The sequence below is a fragment of the Cellulosimicrobium sp. EB106-03-01-XG111 genome (assembly GCF_058792115.1).
On sequence record NZ_JBYTEQ010000031.1, the window covers coordinates 1 to 23,526 of the forward strand.

Here is a 23,526-nt window from a genome sequence, read left to right on the forward strand (position 1 = left end):
CCCCCCCCCCCTTCTCCCCCCCCCCCCCCCCCCCCCCCCCCCCCCCCCCCCCCCCCCCCCCCCCCCCCCCCCCCCCCGGGCCGTGAGCACGTGGGAGCCGGCCGCGAGCGCCGTCGTGTCCCAGTCGGACGCGTACGGCGCGGCGCGCAGCGTCGCGAGGGCCGCGCCGTCGACGCTCAGCTCGACGCGGTCGACCGCGCGGTCGTCGGACGCCGCGACCTCCACGCGGACCGTCCCCGAGACGGCGGCACCCGTGGCGGGCGCGGTGATCGCGACCGTCGGCGCCGTGACGTCCGGGTCGGGGCCCGGGCCCGGGTCCCGGTCGACGCGCCGGTTGTTCGCGAACAGGAAGTCGGTGAGGTAGGCCGGGTAGTCGATGCTGTTCGTCGACACGTAGGACCCACCGGGGCCGCCTCCCGCGGGCCACGCGTGGGCGAGCCCGGTGTTCTGGACCAGCGAGACGCGCGGGCCCGCGGCGTCGGACCACAGCGACCCGGTGCCCGCGCGGTTCGTGCCCGCGAGCCCGGCGAGCGAGAACGCCGACGTGGTCCCGGCCCCGTAGAGGTCGGCCATGACCTGGGCGTTGAGCGTCCCGTACCCGGTCGCGACGGTCGTGTCGGCGCTCCCGTGGACGACGGACGTCACCTGGGTCGCGAGGTCCGCGGTGCGCGACCCGGCGAAGGTCCGGCACGTGGAGCGGGCCTGGGCGAGCGTCGTCGCGACGCTCCCGATCTGGCCCGACGTCGTCCCCACCGTCGGCCCCGCCGCGATCCCCACGCCCGCGAACACGTCGGGCGCGAGGCAGCCCATGACCATCGCCTGCCCGCCGCCCGACGACAGGCCGCTGACGTAGACCTGGTCCGGGTCGATGCCGAGCGACGTGTCCGCCAGCAGCGTCGAGACGAGGTCGAGCAGGTTGTCGTCGTGCCGGGCGGGGTTCGTGCGGCTGTGGTTCGTGTCGTAGTAGTCCCAGCAGCCGAGCAGGACGCCGCCGTTCGGCGCGGCGGGGACCGCGACGACCATGCCGTGCTCGTCGGCGGTCGCGGTCCAGTTCCCGCCGGTCTTGAGCACCTGCGACGTCTGGACGCACCCGTGCAGGGAGATCATGAGCGCCCGCCCGCCGGGGAGCGCGGGCGCCGTCGACGGGCGGTAGAGCTCGACCGTCATGCCGCCGGCGGTGCGCTGGGACCACGACCCGGCGGCCGTCGCCGGCGCCGAGACGAGCGGGGCGAGCACGACGGCGAGCGCCGCGCCGAGCGCGAGCGCGACGGCGCTCCGGCGGGCGCGGGCGCGCTGTCTGAGGGAGTGCCTGACCATCTGAACCTCCACGTCGAGGTCGGGTCGCCGTCGGCGCTTCGCGCGCCGTGGCGCGCACCGTCGCGCGCCGGACCCGGGCGGACCGGACGCTACGTGTGACCTGAATCACCTGTCAACTTTCCCCGAGGTCCGAGCGGCGCCACCGCCGCCGCCGACGACGCGGGGGCGGGTTGACACCGCGCCGTCCGGGGATCCATGATTCCCGCAACCTGAATCGCCTCTCATGTTTGAGCGGCGCTCCCCCTCAGGACCACCCAACGAAGGGCGAAGTCATGCGGACGAAGAAGTCCCAGCGGCCGGCGCTCGCCGTCGCCGCGCTCGCGGCCGCGAGCCTCGCGCTCGCCGCCTGCGCGCCGACCGACGCGAGCGGCGGCAGCACCGGAGGCGAGAGCAGCACGAGCGCCGACCCGGTCGACGTCGGCATCATCTACTCCAAGACCGGGCCGCTCGCGGCCTACGGGGAGGCCTACTACGAGGGCTTCCAGGCCGGTCTCGACTACGCGACCGACGGCACGGGCGAGGTCGACGGCCGACCGGTCAACGTGACGTTCCACGACGACGGCGGCGACCCGGACAAGGCGGTCGGCCAGGCCAAGGACCTCATCGGCAAGGGCTACCAGATCCTCGGCGGCACGGTCGTGTCCGGCGTGGCGCTCAAGCTCGCCGAGCAGGCCGAGCAGAACAAGGTGCTCTACATCTCCGGGCCGGCCGCGGTCGACGCGCTCACGGGCATCAACGACTACACGTTCCGCTCGGGGCGCCAGTCCCTCCAGGACGTCGCGACCGCCGGCACGTTCGTCGACCCGGACGGCGCGAAGGTCGTCGTGTTCGCCCAGGACAACGCGTTCGGCCAGGGGAACCTCGCCGCGGTCGAGGCCGTCCTCGGCGCGCAGGGCGCCGAGGTGACGAGCGTGCTCGTGCCGGAGGACGCGACGGAGTTCACGCCGTTCGCGCACCAGATCGTCGACGCCGCGCCCGACCTCGTGTTCGTCGCGTGGGCCGGGGCGACGTCGGGCGCCATGTGGCAGGGCCTCGACCAGCAGGGCGTCCTCGACGCGACCACGGTCGTCACCGGGCTCGGCGACGTCGCGACCTACGGCGCGTACGGCGCCGCGGCGAGCAAGGTCGACTTCCTCAACCACTACTTCCCCGGCGCCGCGGGCACCGAGGTCGAGGCCGCGATGCTCGCGTCCGTCGAGGAGGCCGGGAAGCAGGCGGACCTCTTCACGCCCGACGGCTTCGTCGCCGCGCAGATGATCGTCCACGCGATCGAGGAGGGCGGCGACGACGTCGACGCCATGGTCGACGCGCTCGAGGGCTGGAGCTTCGACGGCCCCAAGGGCACGACGACGGTCCGCGCGTCCGACCACGCGCTGGTCCAGCCGATGTACCAGGTGAAGCTCGTGCCCGAGGGCGACGGCTGGGTGCCCGAGCTCGTCGCCGAGGTGCCGGGCGACGACGTCGCGCCGGCCGAGGCGGGCTGACGTGGGCGAGCCGCACACCCTCCCCGCGCTCGAGGTCCGCGACCTCGGGCTCCAGATCGGCGGCGCGCGGATCCTGCGGGGCGTGAGCCTCGCCGTCGGGCAGGGCGAGATGCTCGGCGTGATCGGGCCGAACGGCGCGGGCAAGACGACGCTCTTCAACCTGGTCTCGGGGATCCACCGCCCGACGAGCGGGTCGGTGCTCCTCGAGGGCGCGGACGTGACGACCACCTCGGTGGCCGCGCGCGCCCGCGCGGGCCTGGGCCGCACGTTCCAGACGTCGAGCCTGTTCCCGCGCCTGAGCGTCCGGGAGAACGTGCGGCTCGCCGCGCAGGGGCGCCTCGGCGGCGCCCTGTCGGTGCTGCGCTTCCCGCGTCGCGGCGACGCCGCGACGCGGGAGGCGGACCGGCACCTGGAGACCGTCGGGCTCGTGCGCCGCGCCGAGGTCGCCGCGGGCGACCTGTCCCACGGCGACAAGCGCAAGCTCGAGATCGCGGTGCTCCTCGCGACCGAGCCGCGCGTCGTGCTGCTCGACGAGCCCATGGCGGGCGTGTCGTCGGCCGACGTGCCCGGCCTCGTCGAGGTCATCCGCGACCTGCACGCGACCGGCTGCACGGTGCTCATGGTCGAGCACCACATGGACGTGGTCCTGGGGCTCGTGGACCGCGTCGCCGTCATGCACCACGGCGAGCTGCTCGCGTGCGACACCCCCGACGCCGTCATGGCGGACCCGACGGTGCAGAGCGCCTACCTGGGCGTCACGGCAGGAGAGGCAGCATGAGCGGCAGCAGCAGGAGCACCGCCCACCCCGCGAGCGGGAGCGACGTGCCCGTCCTCGAGGTGCGCGGGCTGTCGGCGCGCATCGCGGGCCAGCAGGTCGTCGAGGACGTGACGTTCTCCGTCCCGGCCACGGGCGTCACGGCGGTGCTGGGGCGCAACGGCGTCGGCAAGACGTCGACCCTCAAGGCCGTGCTCGGCCTGATCGAGCGCCGGGGCGAGGTGCTGCTCGCGGGCGAGCGCGTCGACGGCGAGCGCACGGACAGGATCGTGCGCCGGGGCGTCGGGTACGTGCCCGAGGACCGCGAGGTGTTCGCCGGGCTCACCGTCGCGGAGAACCTGCGCCTCGCCGAGCGCGACGCCCAGCCGCGCCGCGAGCTCGTCGCGGAGCTCTTCCCGGACCTCGTGCAGCGCGCCGCCCAGCGCGCGGGCACCCTCTCGGGCGGGCAGCAGCAGATGGTGTCGCTCGCGCGCGCCCTGCTCAACGCCAACCGCCTGCTCCTCGTCGACGAGCCCACCAAGGGCCTCGCACCCCGGATCGTCGGCGAGGTGTCCGACGCGCTCGCGGAGGCCGCCCGCACGGTGCCGATCCTGCTCGTCGAGCAGAACCTCGAGGTCATCGAGCGGCTCGCCGAGCGCGTCGTCGTGATCGACGCGGGCCGCGTCGTGCACACCGGCCCCGCGCGCGAGCTCCTCGACGACCCCGACCGCGTCCAGCAGCTCCTCGGCGTGCACGCCGAGGTCGACCACCACGGAACCGAAGGGGCGGTGGCCCGGTGAGCACGATCGTCCTCCTCCTCGTCACGGGGCTCGGCCTCGGGGCGCTGTACTTCCTCGTCGCGTCCGGTCTGTCGCTCATCTACGGGCTCATGGGCGTCCTCAACTTCGCGCACGGCTCGTTCCTCACGCTCGGTGCCTTCGGCGGCTGGTTCGTCGCGCGTTCGCTCGGCGCGGGCTCGTGGGGCGTGTTCGCGCTCTCGCTGCTCGCCGGGGCCGTCGTCGGGGCGGGGGCCGCGGCCCTCACCGAGCTCCTGCTCATCCGCCCGCTCTACGAGCGGCACATCGAGCAGGTGCTCGTCACGGTGGGCCTCTCGCTCGCGTCCGTCGCGCTGTTCGAGGGCATGTGGGGGTCCGACCCCGAGTTCATCTCCGGCCCGGCGTGGCTCAAGGGCACGACCGACCTCGCGGGCGCGCCGGTGCCCAACGACCGGTTCGTCGCGATCGCCGCCGCGGCGCTCGTGCTCGGCGCGATCGTGCTGTTCCTCAGGCGCACCCGCTACGGGCTCATCATCCGGGCGGGCGTCGAGAACCGGTCCATGGTCACCGCGCTCGGCATCGACGTGCGCAAGGCGTTCACGCTCGTCTTCGCCGTCGGCGGCGCCGCCGCGGGGCTCGGCGGGGTCCTCGCCTCGCAGTACTTCGGGTACGTCTCACCGCACCTGGGCGGGTCGCTGCTCATCTTCGCGTTCATCGTCACCGTCATCGGCGGGCTCGGCTCCCTGACCGGGGCGGCGGTCGCGTCCGTGCTGGTCGCGGTGCTCCAGCAGTTCGCGAACTACTACCTCGGCTACGGCGACCTCCTCGTCGTGCTCCTCCTCGCGCTCGTGCTCCTCGTCCGTCCCACCGGCCTCCTCGGGAGGGCAGCCGCATGACCACCCAGACCGCTCCCCCGGCGCCGGCCGCCCCCGCCGACGACGCACCGCGCGCGGAGAGCGCGGGCCGCCGGACGCCGTCGGGCACGCTGGTCCGCGCGCTCGCGGGCGTCGCGCTCGTCGCGGTGCTCGCGTGCCTCCCGCTGCTCGCGATCCACGTGCCGGGCGTGCTGCCCGGCCCGACGTACACGCCCGGCGCGCTCCAGATGATGGCGATGTGCTGGCTCATCGGCGCCCTCGCGCTGAGCTACCACCTGCTGTTCGGCGTCGCGGGCCTGCTGAGCTTCGGGCACGCGCTGTACTTCGCGGCAGGACTGTACGGGCTCGCGATCGTGCTCGACACGACCGAGATCCCGCTCCTGCCCGCCGCGGCGCTCGTGCTCGTCGGCGGGATCGTGCTCGCGCACGTCGTCGGGGCCATCTCGCTGCGGGTCACGGGCATCTCGTTCGCCATGGTCACCCTCGCGTTCGCCCAGGCGGGCAACGTGCTCGTGCGCCGCAACCCCGGCGGCGCGACCGGCGGCGAGGAGGGCCTCGCGCTCGCGACCCGGAATGTCCCCGACGCGTTCGTGGGCGTGCTCAACACGCGCAACCTCTACTGGCTCGCGCTCGCCGTGCTCGTCGTGGTCTACCTCGTGGTGCTGTGGGTCGAGCGGTCGCGCGCGGGGCACGTCGCGGCGGCGACGCGCGAGAACGAGATGCGCGTGCGCGTCATCGGCGGGCGCCCCTACCTCGTCAAGCTCCTCGTGTTCGTCCTCGCGGCGACGCTCGCGACCGTCGTCGGCATGGCGTACCTGCTGCTCCAGTCGGGGGCCGTGCCGCGCGCGACGTCGGCCGACTTCACGCTCACGCTCCTCGTCATGGTCGTGCTCGGCGGCGTCGGGTCCCGGTGGGGCGCGATCGTCGGCGGCGTCCTCTACACGATCCTCGACCAGCGGCTCGGGACGCTCGCGAGCTCCGCGGCGGTCGCGGACCTGCCGGCCGTGCTGCGCGTGCCGCTCAGCGAGCCGCTGTTCCTGCTCGGGACCCTCTTCATCCTCGTCGTGATGTTCCTGCCCGGGGGCATCGCCGGGGCCGCGTCGCGCCTCGCCGCGCGCCGCCGCCCGCGGGAGGATCGGGAGGAGGCCCGCGAGCGCCTGGAGGAGGTGGCATGACGACGCAGCACCAGGACGCCCAGGACGGCCTGCACACCCTCGGGCGCTGGACGCGCGACCGCGCGCTCGCGACGCCCGACCGCGTCGCCGTCGACGACCGCGGCGTGACCCTGCGCTATCGCGACCTGCACGAGCGCGCGAGCGCCCTGGCGGCGGCGTTCCGCGAGGCGGGCTACGGCGTCGGGGACCGCGTCGCGACCGTCACGGGTAACAGCGCCGACCAGGTCGTGCTGTTCTTCGCGTGCGCGCAGGCCGGGCTGGTGCTCGCGCCGCTGTCGTGGCGGCTGTCGCCCGGCGAGCTCGCCGCCCAGGTCGAGCAGGCCGATCCCGCGCTGGTGCTCGTGGAGCAGGAGTTCTCCGGCCTCGCGGACGCGGCGTTCGACCGGCTCGACCCGCTCCGCCGGCTCGACGCGGAACGGCTCGGCCGCCCGCCCCGGCGGGCGGAGCTCGGGCGCAGCGGCGTCGAGGCGCACGTCCCGCCGCCGTCGCGGCAGGGTCCCGCGCCGGAGCGCCGTCCCGTGCACGACGACGACCCGCTCCTCCTCGTGTTCACGTCCGGCACGCAGGGCACGCCCAAGGGCGCGCTGCTCACGCACGCGAACTGCTTCTGGACGAACCTCTCGCTCTCGCGCACGGTCGAGCTCACGAGCCACGACGTCGTGCTGAGCGTGCTGCCGCAGTTCCACGCGGGTGGGTGGAACATCCAGCCGCTGCTCGCGTGGTGGACCGGGGCGACCGTCGTCCTGGAGCGCACGTTCGAGCCGGAGCGCGTGCTGCAGCTCGTCGCCGAGCGTCGTGTCACGACGATGATGGGCGTCCCGACGAACTACCTGCTCCTCGCGGAGCACCCCGGCTTCGCGGACGCCGACCTGTCGTCGCTGCGGCACGCCGTCGTGGGCGGCGCGCCCATGCCGGAGCCGCTGCTGCGCACGTGGCACCGCCGCGGCGTCGCGCTCTCGCAGGGCTACGGGCTCACGGAGGCGGGGCCCAACGTGCTGTGCCTGCCCGACGACCAGGCCCGCGAGCGCAGCGGCTCCGCCGGCACGCCGTACCCGCACGTCGAGGTCGCCGTCGCCGACCCGGTGACCGGACGCCACCTCGACGGGCCCGCGGCGGGCGAGCTGCTGGTCCGCGGACCGGGCGTGTTCGCCGGGTACTTCCGCGACGAGGCCGCCACGGCCGCCGTCCTGCGCGACGGCTGGCTGCGCACCGGCGACCTCGTCGAGCGCGACGCCGACGGGTGCTATCGCGTGGTCGACCGCCTCAAGGACGTCTTCATCGTCGGCGGCGAGAACGTCACGCCGTCGGAGGTGGAGGCCGTGCTGCGCCGACACCCGGCGGTGGCGGACGTCGCGGTGGTGGGCGTCCCTGACGACCGGTGGGGCGAGGTCGGGGCGGCGTTCGTCGTCCCGCGTCCGGGCCACCCCACCGACGCGGAGGAGCTGGAGGCGTTCTGCCGCCGCGAGCTCGCGCACTTCAAGGTCCCGCGCCGCTTCGACCTCGTCCCGTCCCTGCCCCGCACGTCGCTGCACAAGGTGTCGCGCCGCTCGCTCGCCGAGCGCGTGACCGTCCCGGAGGACTCATGAGCACCCAGCCCCGCACCGCCCGCGGCAACCGCACCCGGGCGAAGATCCTCGCCGCGGCCGAGCAGGTGTTCGCCGAGGTCGGGTACCACGACGCGTCGATCGTGAAGATCACCGAGTCCGCGGGCGTCGGGCAGGGCACGTTCTACCTGTACTTCGAGTCGAAGATCGACGTGTTCGACGAGCTCGTCGACGACCTCAACCGCCGCGTGCGGCACGCGATGATCGAGGCGAGCTCGCAGGCGACGACGCGCCTGGCCGCCGAGCGCGCCGGCTTCGAGGCGTTCTTCCGCTTCACCGCCGAGCACCCGGCGCTCTACCGCATCGTGCGGCAGGCCGAGTTCGTCTCCCCCGGGGCGCTGCGCCGCCACTACGCGCGCATCGTCGAGGGCTACATGACCGGGCTCGACAAGGCGCGCGCGAACGGCGAGGTCGGCCACGACGTCGACCCGGAGGTCGCCGCGTGGGCGCTCATGGGCATCGGCGAGATCGTCGGGATGCGCTGGGTCCTGTGGGGCGGGCGCTGGGACGAGGGCGCCGAGCCGCCGTCGTACGACACCGCGGCCGCCGAGGTCCCCCCGCACGTGTTCGAGCAGACCATGCAGTTCATCGAGCGCGCGCTCGCCGCGCCCCGGCCCGCTCCCTCGGCCGGGAGCGGACCCGCCACCACGACCGACCCCGAAGGAGACGCGCGATGACCGTCCCCGCACCGCTCCCCGGCACGGCCCCGACGCTCGCCGGGCGCCGCGCGCTCGTCACGGGCGGCGCCAGCGGCATCGGCGCCGCCTGCGCGCGCGAGCTCGCCGCGCGCGGCGCGCACGTGACCGTCGCCGACGTCGACCCCGACGGCGCGAAGCGCCTCGCGGACGAGCTCGGCGGCGAGGCGTGGGTCGTGGACCTCGCCGACACGCGCGCGCTCGACGACCTGACGCTCGACGTCGACGTGCTCGTCAACAACGCGGGCGTGCAGCGCGTGAGCCCCATCGAGGAGTTCCGGCCCGACGACTTCCGGCTGCTGCACGCGATCATGCTCGAGGCGCCGTTCCTGCTGGTCCGGGCCGCGCTCCCGGGGATGTACGCGCGCGGGTTCGGGCGCGTCGTCAACGTCTCGTCCGTGCACGGCCTCGTCGCGTCGCCGTTCAAGTCGGCGTACGTGTCGGCGAAGCACGGCCTGGAGGGCCTGTCCAAGGTGACGGCGCTCGAGGGCGGCCCGCACGGCGTGACGAGCGTGTGCGTCAACCCCGGCTACGTCCGCACGCCGCTCGTCGAGAAGCAGATCGCGGACCAGGCGCGCGTGCACGGCATCCCCGAGTCCGAGGTGCTCGCGACGGTGCTCCTCGCCGAGTCCGCGGTCAAGCGGCTCGTCGAGCCGGAGGAGGTCGCGTCGCTCGTCGGGTGGCTCACCGGCCCGGACGGGTCGATGGTCTCGGGCGCGTCGTGGACGATCGACGGCGGCTGGAGCGCGCGGTGACCGCGGCGACGACCGCGCCGGACGACGTCACCGCCGCCACCCACACCTACGCGACGCTCGACGTCCCCGTCGCGGGCGGGCGGCTGCGCGTCGGCGTGTGGGACCCGGTCGGCCCGGCGCCCGGGCCGGGCAGCGAGCCCGACGGCGGCGCGCACCCCGCGCACGACGCCGTCCCGACCGTCCTCGCCGTGCACGGCATCACGGCGTCGCACCGCGCGTGGCCGGCCGTCGTCGCGGCGCTGCCGGGCGTGCGCGTCGTCGCGCCCGACCTGCGGGGGCGCGGCCGCAGCAACGCCCTGCCCGGCCCGTACGGCATGGGCGCGCACGCGGACGACCTGGCGACCGTCCTCGACGCGCTGGGGATCGACCGCGTCGTCGCGCTCGGGCACTCCATGGGCGCGTTCGTGTCCGTCGTGCTCGCGCACCGCCACCCCGGCCGCGTCTCCCGGCTCGTGCTCGTCGACGGCGGCGTCCCGCTCCCGCCCCCGGCGGGCCTGCCGCCGGACGCCGACCACGACGAGGTCCTGCGCGCGCTCCTCGGGCCGGCCGTCGAGCGCCTCGAGCGCACGTTCGCCGACCACGAGGAGTACCGCGGCTTCTGGCGCGCGCACCCCGCCTTCGCGAGCGCGTGGGACGAGCCGTGGGCCGACGTCGTCGCGGGGTACGTCGACTACGACCTCGTGGGCGAGGCGCCCGCGCTGCGACCGGCGTCGTCGGGCGCGGCGGTCTCCGCCGACTCGCTCGAGCTCTACGAGGGCGGGCCGCTCGCGGACGCGCTCGCGGGCGACCACCCGCTCGACGTGCCGCTCGTGCTGCTGCGCGCGCCGCGCGGCCTGCTCGACGAGCCCGAGGCCCTCTACTCCCCCGAGCACCTCGCCGCGTGGCGCGCGCGGCTGCCGGGGCTGCGCACCCGCGACGTAGCGGGTATCAATCACTACACGATCATCATGAGCCCGCCCGGTGTCGAGGCCGTCGCGGGCGAGACCCTGCGGGCCCTGGCCGCCGTCACGAGCGACGGCACAGGACCGGCGAGTGACGAGGAGGTCACGGCATGAGCCCCACGATCGCGTCCCCACGAGGGACCGGGCTGGACAAGGTGGTCGCGTCCGCGGCCGAGGCCGTCGCGGACGTGCCCGACGGCGCGTCGCTCGCCGTCGGCGGGTTCGGCCTGTGCGGCAACCCGATCGCGCTCATCGAGGCGCTGCTCGCGCAGGGCACGCGCGACCTGTGGGTCGTGAGCAACAACTGCGGCGTCGACGACTGGGGCCTCGGGGTCCTGCTCGGCGCGGGCCGCATCCGGAAGATGACGAGCTCGTACGTCGGGGAGAACAAGGAGTTCGAGCGGCAGTTCCTCTCCGGCGAGCTCGAGCTGGAGCTCACCCCGCAGGGCACGCTCGCGGAGAAGCTGCGCGCCGGGGGCGCGGGCATCGCCGCGTTCTGGACCCGCACGGGCGTCGGCACGCAGGTCGCCGAGGGCGGCCTCCCCCAGCGGTACGACGGCGCGGGCGGCGTCGCGCAGGCCAGCGCGCCCAAGGAGGTGCGCACGTTCGGCGTCGGGCCGCGCGGCCGCGACGGCGCGTTCGCCGACGAGGCCGAGTTCGTGCTCGAGGACGCGATCACCACGGACTTCGCGCTCGTGCACGCCCTGCGCGGCGACCGGCACGGCAACCTCGTGTTCCACCGCTCGGCCCGCAACTTCTCCCCGCTCGCCGCGATGGCGGGCCGCGTGTGCGTCGCGCAGGTCGAGGAGCTCGTCGAGCCCGGCGAGATCGACCCCGACGCCGTGCACCTGCCCGGCGTGTTCGTGCACCGCGTCGTCGAGGTCGGCACCGACGTCCCCAAGCGGATCGAGCGCCGCACCGTGCGGTCGGCCGCCGCCACCGACCGGCCCGCGCCGTCGGGCACCACGACCAGCGTGAAGGAGGGCTGAGCCGTGCCGCTCACCCGTGACGAGATGGCCGCGCGCGCCGCGCGCGAGCTCCACGACGGCTGGTACGTCAACCTCGGCATCGGCCTGCCGACGCTCGTGCCGAACTACGTGCCGGAGGACAAGCACCTCGTGCTGCAGTCGGAGAACGGGATCCTCGGCGTCGGGCCGTACCCGACCGAGGACGCCGTCGACCCCGACCTCATCAACGCCGGCAAGGAGACCGTCACCGTCCTGCCGGGCGCGGCGTTCTTCGACTCCGCGCTGAGCTTCGGCATGATCCGCGGCGGCAAGATCGACGCCGCGATCCTCGGCGGCATGCAGGTCTCCGAGACGGGCGACCTCGCCAACTGGATGATCCCCGGCAAGATGGTCAAGGGCCCCGGCGGAGCGATGGACCTCGTGCACGGGGCCGCGCGCGTGATCGTGCTCATGGAGCACGTGGCGCGCGACGGGTCGCCCAAGATCCTGCGCTCGTGCTCGCTCCCGCTCACCGGGCGCGGGGTCGTGCACCGCGTCATCACCGACCTCGCCGTCATCGACGTGACGCCCGACGGGCTCGTGCTGCGCGAGACCGCGCCCGGCGTGAGCGTCGACGACGTGCGCGCCGCGACCGAGCCCGACCTCGTCGTCGCGCTCGACGACGCCCCGCTCGACGTCACCGACGCCGGCCCGGGACCGTCCACGCAGGCCGCCGGGACGCCGTCGTGACGCCCGAGGTGCTGCGCCGCGAGGTGCTGCGGCGCGACGTCCCGACCCCGCGCGGGCGCGAGCACGTGCGCGAGGTCGCCGCCGACGGTGCGGCCCGCGCGACGGTCCTGCTCGTGCACGGCAACTGCTCGTCGTCGGCGTTCTTCGACCCGCTGCTGCGCACGCTGCCGGGCGACGTCCGCGGCGTCGCCGTCGACCTGCGGGGGTACGGCGACGCCGAGCCCCGGCCCGTCGACGCGACCCGCGGCGTGCGGGACTTCGCCGACGACGTCGCGGCCGCCCTCGACGCGCTCGACCTCGCGCGCCCGCTCGTCGCCGTCGCGCACTCCGCCGGGGCGGGCGTCGTGCTCCAGCTCGCGACCGACCGGCCCGACCTGTTCGACGCGATCCTCCTCGAGGCGCCCATGTCTCCGTACGGGTTCGGCGGCACGCGCGACGTCGACGGGACGCCGCTCTGCCCGGACTTCGCGGGCTCGGGCGGCGGGACGGCGAACCCCGCGTTCGTCGCGGCGCTCGCCGCCGGCGACCGCAGCGAGGACGCCGGGTCGCCCCGCGACGTGCTGCGCCGGTTCTACGTCGCCGACCCGGCCTCGCTCGGCGAGCCGCTCGGCGCGCTGGAGGAGCTCCTGCTCGACTCCGTTCTCTCGACGCGCACGGGCGACGACAACTACCCGGGCGACCGGACGGCGTCGGGCACGTGGCCCGGCGTGGCCCCGGGGACGCGCGGGATGAACAACGCGATCAGCGCGAAGTACTGCGACCTGTCCGGCTTCGCGACGTCGGGCGCGACGGCGCCCGTGCTGTGGCTGCGCGGCGACGCCGACGCGATCGTCTCGGACACGTCGCTGTTCGACCTCGCGCAGCTCGGCGCGCTCGGCGCCGTGCCCGGCTGGCCGGGGGCCGCGACGCACCCGCCGCAGCCGATGGTCGCCCAGACCCGGGCCGTCCTCGACGCCTACGCGGCCGCGGGCGGGCGGTACCGTGAGGAGGTGCGGCCCGGCGTCGGGCACAGCCCCCACCTCGAGGAGCCGGACGTGTTCCTCGGGCTCCTGCTCGGGCTGGTCGACACTGCCGTCGCCGACGTCGACGCCGCCGCCGCACGAGCGGGCGCCACACCCCCGGCGCCCGCGCAGACACCGCCGTCCGCACCCCTGGAGGTCCAGCCGTGAGCACCACCACCCCGCACTCCCCCGACGACGTCGTGGTCGTCGCCGCCGCCCGCACGCCCCAGGGCCGCCTCAAGGGCTCGCTCGCCGCGCTGACGGCGGTCGAGCTCGGCGCCGTCGCCGCGCGCGCCGCGATCGAGCGCTCGGGCCTCGGCGCGGACGCCGTCGACGCCGTCGTGCTCGGCCAGGTGCTCCAGGCCGGGGCGGGCCAGAACCCCGCGCGCCAGACGGCCGCCGCCGCGGGCGTGGGCTGGGACGTGCCCGCCGTGACGGTGAACAAGGTGTGCCTCTCGGGGCTCACCGCCGTCATCGACGGCACGCGGATGATCCGCTCCGGCGAGGCGGAGGTCGTGCTCGTCGGCGGCCAGGAGTCCATGACCAACGCGCCGCACCTGCTCCCCGGGTCGCGCGCCGGGTTCGCGTTCGGGGACGCGACGCTCGTCGACGCCGTCGCGCGCGACGGGCTCACCGACGCGTTCGACCACACCTCCATGGGCGTCTCGACCGAGCGCACCAACGTGGGCGACGTGTTCGTCTCCCGCGAGGAGCAGGACGCCGTCGCGGCGGCCTCGCACCAGCGCGCCGCTGCCGCGGCGAAGGACGGCCTGTTCGACGCCGAGCTCGCCCCCGTGAGCGTCCCGCAGCGCCGGGGCGAGCCGGTCGAGGTGCTCGACGACGAGGGCGTGCGCCCCGACACGACCGTCGAAGGCCTCGCGCGCCTGCGGCCCGCGTTCGACCCCGAGGGCACCATCACCGCGGGCAACGCGTCGCAGATCTCCGACGGCGCCGCCGCGCTGGTCCTCACGACGCGCGCCCGGGCCGAGTCCGCGGGCACGCCGGTGCTCGCGACCGTGCGGACGTGGGGCCAGGTCGCCGGTCCCGACACGTCGCTGCACTCCCAGCCCGCGCGCGCGATCCGGCAGGCCCTCGACCGGGCCGGGTGGACGGTCGACGACCTCGACCTCGTCGAGATCAACGAGGCCTTCGCGACCGTCGTCGCGGTCTCCACGCGCGTGCTCGGCGTCTCGCCGGACGTCGTCAACGTGCACGGCGGCGGCATCTCGCTCGGCCACCCCATCGGCGCGTCCGGCGCCCGCCTCGCCGTCCACGCGGCGCACGAGCTCGCGCGCCGCGGGGGCGGGCGCGTCGCCGTCGGGCTGTGCGGCGGCGGGGGCCAGGGCGAGGCCCTGCTCCTCGAGGCCTGACGCGCGGGGAGGGCGCGGCCGGCGACGAGCCGACCGCGCCCTCCCGTGCGACACCGGGCGACTACTCTTCCGCGTCGGGCGAGCCCAGCCGCGGCCGCGGCAGGAGCGGCGTGACGAGCAGCGCGAGGGTCGCGATCCCGGCGCAGATCCAGAGCCCCTGGGCGTATCCGCCCGCCGACTCCGCACCCGCCGGTGATCCGTGGGTGATCGCCTGGCCCACGATCGTGAACGCGAGCCCCGCCCCGATGGCGAACGAGGCGCCGTTGAGACCCGGCAGCAGCCCGGGCGCGCTCCGTGGGGACAGCACGACCCCGAGCCCGTTGAGCATCACGTTCGTCACGCCGCCGTAGCTGATGCCGAGCACGAACAGCAGCACGCCGAACAGCACCGGGGAGCGCAGGCCGAAGGAGGCCATCGCCGCGATCACCAGCACGGACGTGAGCAGGCCCCCCTGCAGCAGGCGCACGTACCCGAACCGCGGCGCGAGGCGGCCCGCGAACGGCCCCACCACCCAGCCGACGAGGGCGTAGGGCGCCATGAACAGCACCGAGGCGAGTGTTGCCGTCATGCCCCACCCGGCGTCGGGATTCTGCGCGTACGAGGGCCCGACGAGGTTGGCGACCGCCATGATCCCGGCGAGCGTGAGGATCGTGGTCAGGGGCATCGCCCAGATGGCGCGGTTCCCGAGCTCGTCGGCCGGGACGAGGGGGTGGCGGGCGTGCCGCTGACGGACCACGAAGGCGAGGAGGCCGACCACCGCCGCACCGACGTACACGAACGACCAGGCGCTCGGGAACCGGTTGCCGAAGGGGTCGCCGCCGACGGCCCAGCTCAGGCCCACGACGACGACGGAGATGAACACGACGCCCCACCAGTCCATCCGCTCGCCCCGGCCCGGGGCGAACTCCGGGACCCAGGCCACGGTGGCGAAGAACGCGACGACCGTCATGACGAGGCACAGGGCCAGGATCGAGCGGAAGCCGAACTGCTCGGCCATCCACCCGCCGAGGATCACGTCGACGCCCGCGATGCCCCCGTTGATGGCGATGATCACGCCCATCCGCGTGCCGTAGTCCTTCTCGTCCGCGGTCGCCTCCCGCAGGGTGAGGAGCGCGATGGTGAAGACGGGACCGCAGCTGCCCTGGATGAAGCGGCCGACGTACAGCCACTCCACCGTCGGGCCGAACATCGCGATCGCCGTCCCCAGCGCGAGGATCGCGAGCAGCACCAGCATGATCGTCCGCCGGCCGACCATGTCCGACAGGCGCGGCACGAAGACCTGGAAGATCGCCTTCGACAGGAAGAAGAGCGCGGACGAGAAGGCGATCGCCGCGGTCGTCACACCGAGCTCGATCTCCATCTGCCGCACGGCCGGGTTCAGCATGGTGGCGTTCAGCTGGAAGGCGATGACGCCCAGGGTGAGGCCGGCGAGCAGCGTGGCGCCGTTGGCGCTCATCGGGCGGCGGGGCGCCCGGGTGGATAGTGACATCGGTACGGACTCTCTCTTCATTGAGGACATGACGTCGGGCGGGTGGCGGGTCGGGCGGGTGGCGGGTCGAGCGGGTGGCGGGTCAGGCGCCGGCGTGCCCGGCGTGCGCCGTCAGGCCACCGGTGCGGCGGGGTCGGGTCGTGGCCTCGAGGGCGCGGGCGACCGCCGCGTGGGGGTCGTCGGCGAGCTCCAGCTCGGCGACGCGGCGCTCGTCCAGCCAGCGTCCGTCGACCAGCGCACGGACGATCCGGTCGGACCAGCCGCCGGTGCCGCGGATCGCGACGACGGGCGTGCCGACGTCGTACGCGATCGTCAGCTCGTTGAGGGTGCCGACCCCGCCGCCCACCATGACCAGCGCGTCACAGCACCGCGCGGTGAGCAGGTTGCGCATGGTCCCCATGCCCGTGGGCAGTGCGACGTCCAGGTAGGGGTTCGCGTGCGACAGGTCCGCCTGCGGGAGGAACCCGATCGACAGCCCACCCGCCTCCTGGGCGCCCTTCGAGGCAGCCTCCATGACGCCGCCGGTCCCGCCGGTGATGAGCACGGCACCCGCCTCGGCGACGTGGCGACCGACCTCGGTCGCCGTCTCGAGCAGGGCTGCGGGCAGCTCCACCCCGGGTCGGGACGCGTTGCCGATGACGCCGATGGTCGTTCTTCTCACAGTGCGGTCACTCCTTCGCGGATGGTCGCGACGGCCGTCTGCCAGGCTTCGTCGCGCGGTCGAACCAGATCGAGAGGGCTCGAGACGTGGAGGGCGGCTCGCGCCGCGGCGGACGCCTCGATCGCGGCGTCGAGGAGCGTCGCCCCGTTGCGGTAGGCGTGCGCGAAGTACCCGCAGAACACGTCCCCCGCCCCGGTCGCGTCGACGTCCTGCGGTGCCGGGATCGCCGGGACGCTCCAGGCCCCCCTCGTGGCGTCGGACACGATCGCCCCGAGCTCGCCGCGCTTCAGCACCACGACGGGTGCGCCGTAGTCGTGGAAGCGGCGCACGAGGGTCCGGTGGTCGACCCCGGGAGCGAACACGTCGGTGTCCGAGCTGCTCGGCAGGAAGACGTCGAGCGCGGCGAGGTGGCGCTCGAGCAGCGCCTCACCGTCGCGCGCGAGCTCGGACCTCGCCGGGCAGTCGGCCTGCACGTAGTCGACCGCGGCGCCGCGCAGCGCGGTGGTGAGCTCGGCGAAGCGCGCCCCCGGCAGCAGGCCGAGATGCCAGGAGCCGCCGAGCGAGCGCGCCACGTCGGCCAGCGCCGCACCGTCCACCAGGGAGTCGAGCGTGCGTCGCGGGTCGCGGGTGGAGTCGGCGAACTCCGGCCGCACCTCGGCGGGCAGCTGTGCCACGGCCTCGGGCGGGGCCGGCTGCGTCCGTGACCCGTCGGCGCGGTAGGCGAAGGTGACCCGGGCGTTGGGCTGCCCGGGGCGGCGCGTCACGTCGTCGACGTCGACGCCGCGCGACGCGATCTCCGCGAGCGCCCCCTCGGGGTAGTCCTCCCCCACGAGCGCGTGCGCGACAGGACGGCCGTCGACGGCGAGCGCGACCCCCATCGAGGCCCACAGCGCGTTGCCGCCGAGGCGACCCGTGGACCACCGCCCGTCGGCGTGGATGATCGCGTCGAGCGTGAAGCCGCCGACGGTGTGGACGGGGGTGGACGGCATCTCGGCTCTCCAATGAACAATGCGACGCGGTTGTCTATTGTCGGACAACATACGAGAGCGATCGCCAGTCTGGCAACTCCTCTTCTCTGGCAAGATGCGGGCATGGACATCCCGCCCGTGCGAGACCGCCGTCCGCTCGCCGTCCAGGTCTACGACCGCCTCCACGACGCGCTGACCGGCCCCGACGAGGACCTCGTCGTGCTCCCGCCCGAGCAGGAGCTCGCCCGCCGCCTCGCCGTCAGCCGCACCACGGTGCGCCAGGCCCTCGCCCTGCTCGAGGAGGACGGTGTCATCGAGCGCGGCGCAGGCCGTCGCCGACAGGTCGCCCACCGCGTGCCCCTCCCTCTCGGGGCGGTCCGCCCGCTGGAGGAGATGGTGCAGACCGCCGACGAGGTCACCGTCGAGCGCGTGGTCCGCCGCGTCTCGCCCGCGACCGGATGGAGCGCCCGCCTCCTGGAGATCGAGCGGGGTCAGGACATCGCGACGTGGGAGTGCGTCGTGCGCGCCGGGAGCACGGTCGTCGCGAGCTCGCTCGAGGTGATCGAGGCGTCCCACGAGCCCCGGGGCGACGGCGAGGGGACCATGTACGCCCGCCTGAGCACCCACTACCGCACCAAGGCCACGCCGGCGTCGCTCCGCCTCGCCCCCTACCTCCCCACCGCACGGTCGAGACCGCGCGCGTCGACGCTCGAGACGCCCCTCGCCGTCACCTTCACCACCCGCGCCCCGTCCGGCCCCGTCTACCTGGCCAAGCACGTCGTCGACCTCCGCGCGGTGTCCCTCAACCTCCTCACCGACGCGCACGGCGACGCGGCGGACGACGTCCCCTGACGGCCCGTCGCCCGGCCGCCAGGCCCGCGCGCGCCTACGATCGCGAGGTGCAGCCCACCACGACGGAGACCCGCGCCCCCGAGCCCGTCGACGCGGAGCGCCCCCGGCACGGCGTGTGGGGACGGTGGCTCCGGCGGTTCTCCGCGACCGGGCTCGTGGTCGCGCTCGCCTGGTTCTGCCTGTCGTTCACGCCGTCGCTCATCCCGCGCGCCTGGTACTACCAGGCGGTGATCTCGGGCGTGAGCGCCGTCGGCGGGTACGCGGTCGGCGCCCTCGTCGAGTGGTTCGCCGTGAAGGTCGGGCTGCGGATCCGGTGGAGCGCGCGCGCGAGCCGGATCGCGTGGTGGGTGCTCGCCGGGGCGACCGTCGTGCTCGTGCCGCTGTCGTTGATCCTCGGGGCACGACGCCAGATCGAGCTGCGGCACCTGTTCGGCATGTCGGAGGACGTCCCCGGGCGCGAGGTCGTCACGCTGCTCGCGGCGCTCGCCGTCGCGCTGCTCGTGCTGCAGGCGGGCCGCGGTCTGCGCCGCGTCGCCCGGTGGCTGAGCGTCCTCGTCGGCAAGGTCGTGCCCGCCCCCGTGGCGCGGTTCGTCAGCGGCGTCGCCGTCGCCGTCGTCGTGGTGCTCCTGTTCAACGGCGTCATCTGGTCGGGCACGCTCAGCGCGCTCAACGCGGTCTACGCCGCGGCGAACGCCGAGATCAGCCCTCGGCTCACGCCCCCGACGCTCCCCGAGCGGTCCGGCTCCCCGGACTCCCTCGAGTCCTGGGACTCGCTCGGCGCCGAGGGGCGCAAGTTCGTCGTCTCCGGCCCGACCCTCGACGAGCTGCGCGCGTTCGCCGCGGCGGGGGACGTCGTCGACCCCGCGGCCGTGCGCGAGCCGATCCACGCGTACGCGGGTCTCGACCCCGAGGGCGACCTCGACGCGACCGCGGCCCGCGTCGTCGACGAGCTCGACCGGACGGACGCGTGGGACCGGTCCGTCCTCGTCGTCGCCACCACGACCGGGACCGGCTGGGTGGACCCCGGCATGGTCGAGGCGCTCGAGCTCATGCACGGCGGCGACACCGCGATCGCGAGCATGCAGTACTCCTACCTGCCGAGCTGGATCAGCTTCGTCGGTGACCGCTCGACCCCGCCCGCCGCGGGCAAGGCGCTGTTCGAGGCCGTGTACGCGCGGTGGTCGGACCTGCCTGCGGACGACCGCCCGCGCCTGCTCGCGTTCGGCATCTCGCTCGGGTCGTTCGGCATGCAGGGCGCGTTCAGCGGCGTGCAGGACGTCGAGGCACGGTCCGACGGCGCGATGTTCACCGGGACGCCCGGCTTCACGCCGATGTGGCGCGAGCTCACCGACGCGCGCGACCCCGGTTCGCTCGAGTACGCCCCCGTGGTGGACGACGGCCGCCAGGTCCGTTGGGGCGACCCGGTCGCGACCGGCGTCGCGGACCTCTGGGGCCCCGGCCCGCGCTGGGACGAGCCGCGCGTCGTGTACCTCCAGCACGCGTCCGACGGCGTGACCTGGTGGGGTCCCGAGACGCTGTGGTCCGAGCCCGACTGGCTCCGCGAGCCACGCGGGCCCGACGTGCTCGGCGACGTGCGCTGGTACCCGTTCGTCACGTTCTGGCAGCTCACGGGCGACCTGTTCGTCGCGGCGGCGTCCGACATCCCGCCGGGCCACGGGCACGTCTACCAGCTCGAGTACGCCGACGGCTTCGCCGCGCTGCACGCGCCCGACGGCTGGACCGACGCCGACACCGCGCGCCTCAAGGACGCGATGGTCGCGCCCGTCGAGGGCGGCTCGATCGGCTGACCGTCGTCCGGCGTCCGCCGTCACGGCGCACGCGGCTCGCGCGGACCGCGGTGGGGACCGCGGGGGCAGGCACGGACCGGCTAGCCCGGCGCGTGGGCCTCGAGGAACGAGAAGACCTCGGTCTGGTCCACGCCCGGGAACGCGCCGGTCGGCATCGCGGCGAGCATCGACGCGTGCGGGCGGGCGCTCGGCCACGCGTGGCCGGCCCAGCGGTCGGCGAGGTCGTCCGGCGGGCGGCGGCAGCACGCGCCGTCGGGGCAGCGGGACACGAGCCGCTCGGTCGTGTCGCGTCCGAGGAACCACTTGACGTGCGCGAACGGGACGCCGACGCTCACGGAGAACTCGCCGTCGGCCGACGCCTGCACGCGCGACGTGCACCAGTAGGTGCCGCTCGGGGTGTCCGTGTACTGGCTGAACGGGCTGAGCCGGTCCTCGACGGCGAACACGGTGCGCGCGGTCCAGCTCCGGCACACGTACTGCCCCTCCACCGCGCCGAGCGGGTCGGCCGGGAAGCGCACGCCGTCGTTCTCGTACGCCTTGTGGATCACCCCGGACTCGTGCACCTTCATGAAGTGCACCGGGATCCCGAGGTGCTTGGTCGCGAGGTTGGTGAACCGGTGCGCGGCGGTCTCGTACGAGACCGCGAACGCGTCGCGGAGGTCCTCGATCGAGATCTCGCGCGCATCCTTCGCGGCACGCAGGGCCTTGACCGCGTGCCGCTCCGGCAGCAGGAGCGCCGCGGCGAGGTAGTTCGCCTCGACGCGCTGGCGGAGGAACTCGCGGTAGTCGCGCGGCTCCGCGTGCCCGAGCACGTGCGGCGCGAGCGCCTGGAGCAGCGCCGACGTCGCGTTGGACCGCCCGCGCATCCCGTTGCTCGGCAGGTACACGCGGCGGTGGCGCAGGTCGAGCACGGACCGGGTGGAGTGCGGCAGGTCGCCGACGTAGTGCAGCGTGAAGCCGAGGTGGGCGGCGAGGTCGGCCGCGACGCGCTGGGGCATCGGCCCGCCCGCGTGCCCGACGCCGTCGAGCAGCCCGGCCGCCGCGTCCTCGAGCTCCGGGAAGTAGTTGTCCTGCGCGCGCATGGTCGCGCGCAGCTCGGCGTTCGCGCGGCGCGCCTCCTCGGGCGTCGCGGCGCGCTCGGTGTGCAGGCGCTGGAGCTCGCGCTCGAGCGCGACGATGGTCTCGAGCGCGTCGGTGGGCAGCGACTTCCCCACCCGTACGGGCCGCAGCCCGAGCGCGTCGAAGAGCGGGCCGCGCTGCGCGCGCTCCAGCTCGATCTCGAGCGCGTCCCGGCGGGACGGCGCCTCCGGCGAGAGCAGGTCGTCGAGGCTCGCGCCGAGCGCGCGCGCCACGGCCTGGAGCTGGCCGAACTTCGGCTCGCGCTTGCCGTTCTCGAGGAGGGACACCTGCGACGGCGCACGGCCGATCGCGGCGCCGAGCTCGTCGAGCGTCATGCCGCGCGCGGTGCGTAGGTGCCGGATCCTGCGGCCGATCGTCAGGGCGTCGGGCTCGCTCTCGAGCGGGATTTCCGCATGTTCCGCGATTCCGGCCGGTCGCGTCGTCGGGATAGCCATGACTGAGAGTGACACGCGCCACTCCTTGCGCACAAGAGAAGAATCGCGATTCTTTCGCCTGATCTGGCTTGAGAAGGGCTCGTCAGCGGGAGGAAGGTCGAAGCACGGACCTCGCCGAGGTCCACCGACCGGCCCGGCCGGCCCGCGCTCCGCGGGCCGGCGCACCACCAGGAGGCACCCGTGAACAGGCCCACCATCGTCAGCCGCCGCTCCCCGTCCGAGTACGCGGGCGGCGCCCGCCCGCTCGGCGCCGTCGCGACGACGGCGACGGTCACCGGCCCCGGCACCGCCCCGACCCCCGGCGGCACCGCGCGCCCGTCCGCCCGTCCGGGCGACCAGACGCAGAGCGCCGCCGACCTCGCCGAGCAGTGGGCGACCGACCCGCGCTGGGCCGGACTCCAGCGCGACTACACCGCCGAGGACGTGGTCGCGCTGCGCGGCTCCGTGCGCGAGGAGCACACGCTCGCCCGCCGCGGCGCCGAGACGTTGTGGGACCTCATCCACACCGAGGAGTGGGTCGCCGCGCTCGGCGCGTTCACCGGCAACCAGGCCGTGCAGCAGGTCCGCGCGGGCCTCAAGGCGATCTACCTGTCCGGGTGGCAGGTCGCGGCCGACGCCAACCTGTCCGGCCAGACGTACCCCGACCAGTCGCTCTACCCCGCCAACTCCGTGCCCGCCGTCGTGCGTCGCATCAACAACGCGCTCCTGCGCGCGGACCAGATCGAGGCGGCCGAGCGCGCGGGGTCGGACGGGCAGAGGCCCGACCGCGACTGGCTCGCGCCGATCGTCGCCGACGCCGAGGCCGGCTTCGGCGGTCCGCTCAACGCCTACGAGCTCATGCACTCGATGATCGCCGCCGGTGCGGCGGGCGTGCACTGGGAGGACCAGCTCGCGTCCGAGAAGAAGTGCGGCCACCTCGGCGGCAAGGTGCTCGTGCCGACGAGCCAGCACATCCGCACGCTCAACGCCGCGCGTCTCGCGGCCGACGTCGCGGGCGTGCCGTCGATCGTCATCGCCCGCACGGACGCGCTCGCCGCGGACCTCCTCACGTCCGACGTCGACGAGCGCGACCAGCCGTTCCTCACCGGCGAGCGCACGTCCGAGGGCTTCTACCGGGTGCGCCCCGGCTTCGACGCGGTCGTCGCGCGCGGCCTCGCGTACGCGCCGTACTCCGACCTCATCTGGGTCGAGACGGGCGAGCCCGACCTCGAGCTCGCGCGGACGTTCGCCGAGGCGATCCACGCGCAGCACCCGGGCAAGAAGCTCGCCTACAACTGCTCGCCGTCGTTCAACTGGAAGAAGCACCTCGACGACGCCCAGATCGCGAGCTTCCAGAAGGAGCTCGCCGCGATGGGCTACGCGTTCCAGTTCATCACGCTGGCCGGCTTCCACGCCGTCTCGCACTCCATGTTCGAGCTCGCGCGCGGGTACAACGAGCGCGCGATGTCCGCCTACGTCGAGCTGCAGGAGGCCGAGTTCGCCTCCGAGGCCGACGGCTACACCGCCACCCGCCACCAGCGGGAGGTCGGCACCGGCTACTTCGACCGGGTCGCCACGGCTCTCAACCCCGACGCCGCCACCCTCGCGCTCGCCGGGTCCACCGAGACCGCCCAGTTCCACTAAGCCCTCCCCCCTCCCGCGAGATAGAACCCGCGCGCCCGAGATAGAGCTCGCAATGTTCTACCTCGAGGCTCGCGGTTCTATCTCGCGGGAGCACGACCTTCGGAGCA

The 23,526-nt window shown here is 74.8% G+C and carries 21 protein-coding genes; 16 read left to right on the plus strand and 5 right to left on the minus strand.

What is annotated here, in order from left to right:
- A partial coding sequence (locus AC3WT4_RS19215; RefSeq protein ID WP_492316235.1) for an extracellular catalytic domain type 1 short-chain-length polyhydroxyalkanoate depolymerase occupies nt 1-1,317 on the minus strand: 1,317 nt, incomplete at its 3' end.
- Nucleotides 1,318-1,589: 272 nt separating this feature from the next.
- Here AC3WT4_RS19215 and AC3WT4_RS19220 point away from each other — a divergent pair.
- Genes AC3WT4_RS19220 through AC3WT4_RS19280 form a run of 13 tightly spaced genes read left to right on the plus strand, consistent with a single transcriptional unit; the run spans nt 1,590 to nt 14,444 of the window.
- On the plus strand, nt 1,590-2,801 hold the full coding sequence (locus AC3WT4_RS19220; protein ID WP_074809193.1) for a substrate-binding domain-containing protein: 1,212 nt from the start codon (nt 1,590-1,592) through the stop codon (nt 2,799-2,801).
- A gap of 1 nt (nt 2,802) precedes the next feature.
- The gene (locus AC3WT4_RS19225) at nt 2,803-3,579 is read left to right on the plus strand and encodes an ABC transporter ATP-binding protein (RefSeq protein WP_074809191.1); all 777 of its coding nucleotides are present in this window, start codon (nt 2,803-2,805) and stop codon (nt 3,577-3,579) included.
- Entirely contained in the window at nt 3,576-4,355 is a 780-nt protein-coding gene (locus AC3WT4_RS19230; RefSeq protein ID WP_175007985.1) for an ATP-binding cassette domain-containing protein, read from the plus strand. The genes AC3WT4_RS19225 and AC3WT4_RS19230 overlap by 4 nt, the downstream gene beginning before the upstream one ends.
- Nucleotides 4,352-5,227: a branched-chain amino acid ABC transporter permease gene (locus AC3WT4_RS19235; RefSeq protein ID WP_492316236.1), complete on the plus strand. Its 876-nt coding sequence runs from the start codon at nt 4,352-4,354 to the stop codon at nt 5,225-5,227. Before AC3WT4_RS19230 ends, AC3WT4_RS19235 begins: the two co-directional genes overlap by 4 nt.
- Complete coding sequence (locus AC3WT4_RS19240; RefSeq protein WP_083385284.1) at nt 5,224-6,381, plus strand: branched-chain amino acid ABC transporter permease; 1,158 nt, start codon at nt 5,224-5,226, stop codon at nt 6,379-6,381. Before AC3WT4_RS19235 ends, AC3WT4_RS19240 begins: the two co-directional genes overlap by 4 nt.
- Entirely contained in the window at nt 6,378-7,967 is a 1,590-nt protein-coding gene (locus tag AC3WT4_RS19245) for a class I adenylate-forming enzyme family protein (RefSeq protein WP_400110450.1), read from the plus strand. Before AC3WT4_RS19240 ends, AC3WT4_RS19245 begins: the two co-directional genes overlap by 4 nt.
- The gene (locus AC3WT4_RS19250; RefSeq protein ID WP_492316237.1) at nt 7,964-8,662 is read left to right on the plus strand and encodes a TetR/AcrR family transcriptional regulator; all 699 of its coding nucleotides are present in this window, start codon (nt 7,964-7,966) and stop codon (nt 8,660-8,662) included. The genes AC3WT4_RS19245 and AC3WT4_RS19250 overlap by 4 nt, the downstream gene beginning before the upstream one ends.
- Nucleotides 8,659-9,435 carry a 3-hydroxybutyrate dehydrogenase gene (locus tag AC3WT4_RS19255; RefSeq protein ID WP_175007981.1) on the plus strand — a complete coding sequence of 259 codons (777 nt, stop codon included), beginning with the start codon at nt 8,659-8,661 and terminating at the stop codon, nt 9,433-9,435. Before AC3WT4_RS19250 ends, AC3WT4_RS19255 begins: the two co-directional genes overlap by 4 nt.
- Nucleotides 9,432-10,490, plus strand: a complete 1,059-nt coding sequence (locus AC3WT4_RS19260) for an alpha/beta hydrolase (RefSeq protein ID WP_492316238.1) — start codon at nt 9,432-9,434, stop codon at nt 10,488-10,490. The genes AC3WT4_RS19255 and AC3WT4_RS19260 overlap by 4 nt, the downstream gene beginning before the upstream one ends.
- Nucleotides 10,487-11,365: a CoA transferase subunit A gene (locus AC3WT4_RS19265; protein ID WP_492316239.1), complete on the plus strand. Its 879-nt coding sequence runs from the start codon at nt 10,487-10,489 to the stop codon at nt 11,363-11,365. Before AC3WT4_RS19260 ends, AC3WT4_RS19265 begins: the two co-directional genes overlap by 4 nt.
- 3 nt (nt 11,366-11,368) lie before the next feature.
- A complete protein-coding gene (locus AC3WT4_RS19270) occupies nt 11,369-12,073 on the plus strand; it encodes a CoA transferase subunit B (RefSeq protein ID WP_492316240.1) in 705 nt (234 codons plus the stop codon).
- Nucleotides 12,070-13,242, plus strand: a complete 1,173-nt coding sequence (locus AC3WT4_RS19275) for an alpha/beta hydrolase (RefSeq protein ID WP_492316241.1) — start codon at nt 12,070-12,072, stop codon at nt 13,240-13,242. The genes AC3WT4_RS19270 and AC3WT4_RS19275 overlap by 4 nt, the downstream gene beginning before the upstream one ends.
- Nucleotides 13,239-14,444, plus strand: a complete 1,206-nt coding sequence (locus tag AC3WT4_RS19280; protein WP_492316242.1) for an acetyl-CoA C-acetyltransferase — start codon at nt 13,239-13,241, stop codon at nt 14,442-14,444. The genes AC3WT4_RS19275 and AC3WT4_RS19280 overlap by 4 nt, the downstream gene beginning before the upstream one ends.
- Before the next feature lie 61 nt (nt 14,445-14,505).
- On the opposite strand, the gene AC3WT4_RS19285 is transcribed toward AC3WT4_RS19280, so the two are convergent.
- The 3 genes from AC3WT4_RS19285 to AC3WT4_RS19295 all read right to left on the minus strand — a co-directional run bounded on the left by AC3WT4_RS19285 (nt 14,506) and on the right by AC3WT4_RS19295 (nt 17,583).
- A complete protein-coding gene (locus AC3WT4_RS19285; protein ID WP_074809173.1) occupies nt 14,506-15,933 on the minus strand; it encodes an MFS transporter in 1,428 nt (475 codons plus the stop codon).
- A gap of 82 nt (nt 15,934-16,015) precedes the next feature.
- Nucleotides 16,016-16,594: a TIGR00725 family protein gene (locus tag AC3WT4_RS19290; protein ID WP_492316243.1), complete on the minus strand. Its 579-nt coding sequence runs from the start codon at nt 16,592-16,594 to the stop codon at nt 16,016-16,018.
- On the minus strand, nt 16,591-17,583 hold the full coding sequence (locus AC3WT4_RS19295; RefSeq protein ID WP_492316244.1) for a carbohydrate kinase family protein: 993 nt from the start codon (nt 17,581-17,583) through the stop codon (nt 16,591-16,593). The genes AC3WT4_RS19290 and AC3WT4_RS19295 overlap by 4 nt, the downstream gene beginning before the upstream one ends.
- A gap of 102 nt (nt 17,584-17,685) precedes the next feature.
- On the opposite strand from AC3WT4_RS19295, the gene AC3WT4_RS19300 reads away from it, so the two are divergent.
- Both AC3WT4_RS19300 and AC3WT4_RS19305 read left to right on the plus strand, forming a co-directional pair.
- Nucleotides 17,686-18,414 carry a GntR family transcriptional regulator gene (locus AC3WT4_RS19300; protein ID WP_400110433.1) on the plus strand — a complete coding sequence of 243 codons (729 nt, stop codon included), beginning with the start codon at nt 17,686-17,688 and terminating at the stop codon, nt 18,412-18,414.
- Between the two features lie 47 nt (nt 18,415-18,461).
- On the plus strand, nt 18,462-20,222 hold the full coding sequence (locus AC3WT4_RS19305) for an alpha/beta hydrolase (protein ID WP_492316245.1): 1,761 nt from the start codon (nt 18,462-18,464) through the stop codon (nt 20,220-20,222).
- An 80-nt stretch (nt 20,223-20,302) separates the two neighbouring features.
- On the opposite strand, the gene AC3WT4_RS19310 is transcribed toward AC3WT4_RS19305, so the two are convergent.
- Nucleotides 20,303-21,796: a helix-turn-helix transcriptional regulator gene (locus AC3WT4_RS19310; RefSeq protein ID WP_061266961.1), complete on the minus strand. Its 1,494-nt coding sequence runs from the start codon at nt 21,794-21,796 to the stop codon at nt 20,303-20,305.
- A 180-nt stretch (nt 21,797-21,976) separates the two neighbouring features.
- Here AC3WT4_RS19310 and aceA point away from each other — a divergent pair, with 180 nt between their 5' ends.
- Nucleotides 21,977-23,419 carry an isocitrate lyase gene (gene aceA / locus AC3WT4_RS19315; RefSeq protein ID WP_492316246.1) on the plus strand — a complete coding sequence of 481 codons (1,443 nt, stop codon included), beginning with the start codon at nt 21,977-21,979 and terminating at the stop codon, nt 23,417-23,419.
- Nucleotides 23,420-23,526 lie beyond the last annotated feature (107 nt).

Excerpts from the sequence above, each read along its gene's own strand:
- AC3WT4_RS19310 (WP_061266961.1), bottom strand. The coding sequence starts at position 21,796 with ATGGCTATCCCGACGACGCGACCGGCCGGAATCGCGGAACATGCGGAA.
- AC3WT4_RS19245 (WP_400110450.1), top strand. The coding sequence starts at position 6,378 with ATGACGACGCAGCACCAGGACGCCCAGGACGGCCTGCACACCCTCGGG.
- AC3WT4_RS19285 (WP_074809173.1), bottom strand. The coding sequence starts at position 15,933 with ATGTCACTATCCACCCGGGCGCCCCGCCGCCCGATGAGCGCCAACGGC.
- AC3WT4_RS19230 (WP_175007985.1), top strand. The coding sequence starts at position 3,576 with ATGAGCGGCAGCAGCAGGAGCACCGCCCACCCCGCGAGCGGGAGCGAC.
- AC3WT4_RS19250 (WP_492316237.1), top strand. The coding sequence starts at position 7,964 with ATGAGCACCCAGCCCCGCACCGCCCGCGGCAACCGCACCCGGGCGAAG.
- AC3WT4_RS19265 (WP_492316239.1), top strand. The coding sequence starts at position 10,487 with ATGAGCCCCACGATCGCGTCCCCACGAGGGACCGGGCTGGACAAGGTG.
- AC3WT4_RS19295 (WP_492316244.1), bottom strand. The coding sequence starts at position 17,583 with ATGCCGTCCACCCCCGTCCACACCGTCGGCGGCTTCACGCTCGACGCG.
- AC3WT4_RS19255 (WP_175007981.1), top strand. The coding sequence starts at position 8,659 with ATGACCGTCCCCGCACCGCTCCCCGGCACGGCCCCGACGCTCGCCGGG.
- AC3WT4_RS19300 (WP_400110433.1), top strand. The coding sequence starts at position 17,686 with ATGGACATCCCGCCCGTGCGAGACCGCCGTCCGCTCGCCGTCCAGGTC.
- AC3WT4_RS19240 (WP_083385284.1), top strand. The coding sequence starts at position 5,224 with ATGACCACCCAGACCGCTCCCCCGGCGCCGGCCGCCCCCGCCGACGAC.
- AC3WT4_RS19220 (WP_074809193.1), top strand. The coding sequence starts at position 1,590 with ATGCGGACGAAGAAGTCCCAGCGGCCGGCGCTCGCCGTCGCCGCGCTC.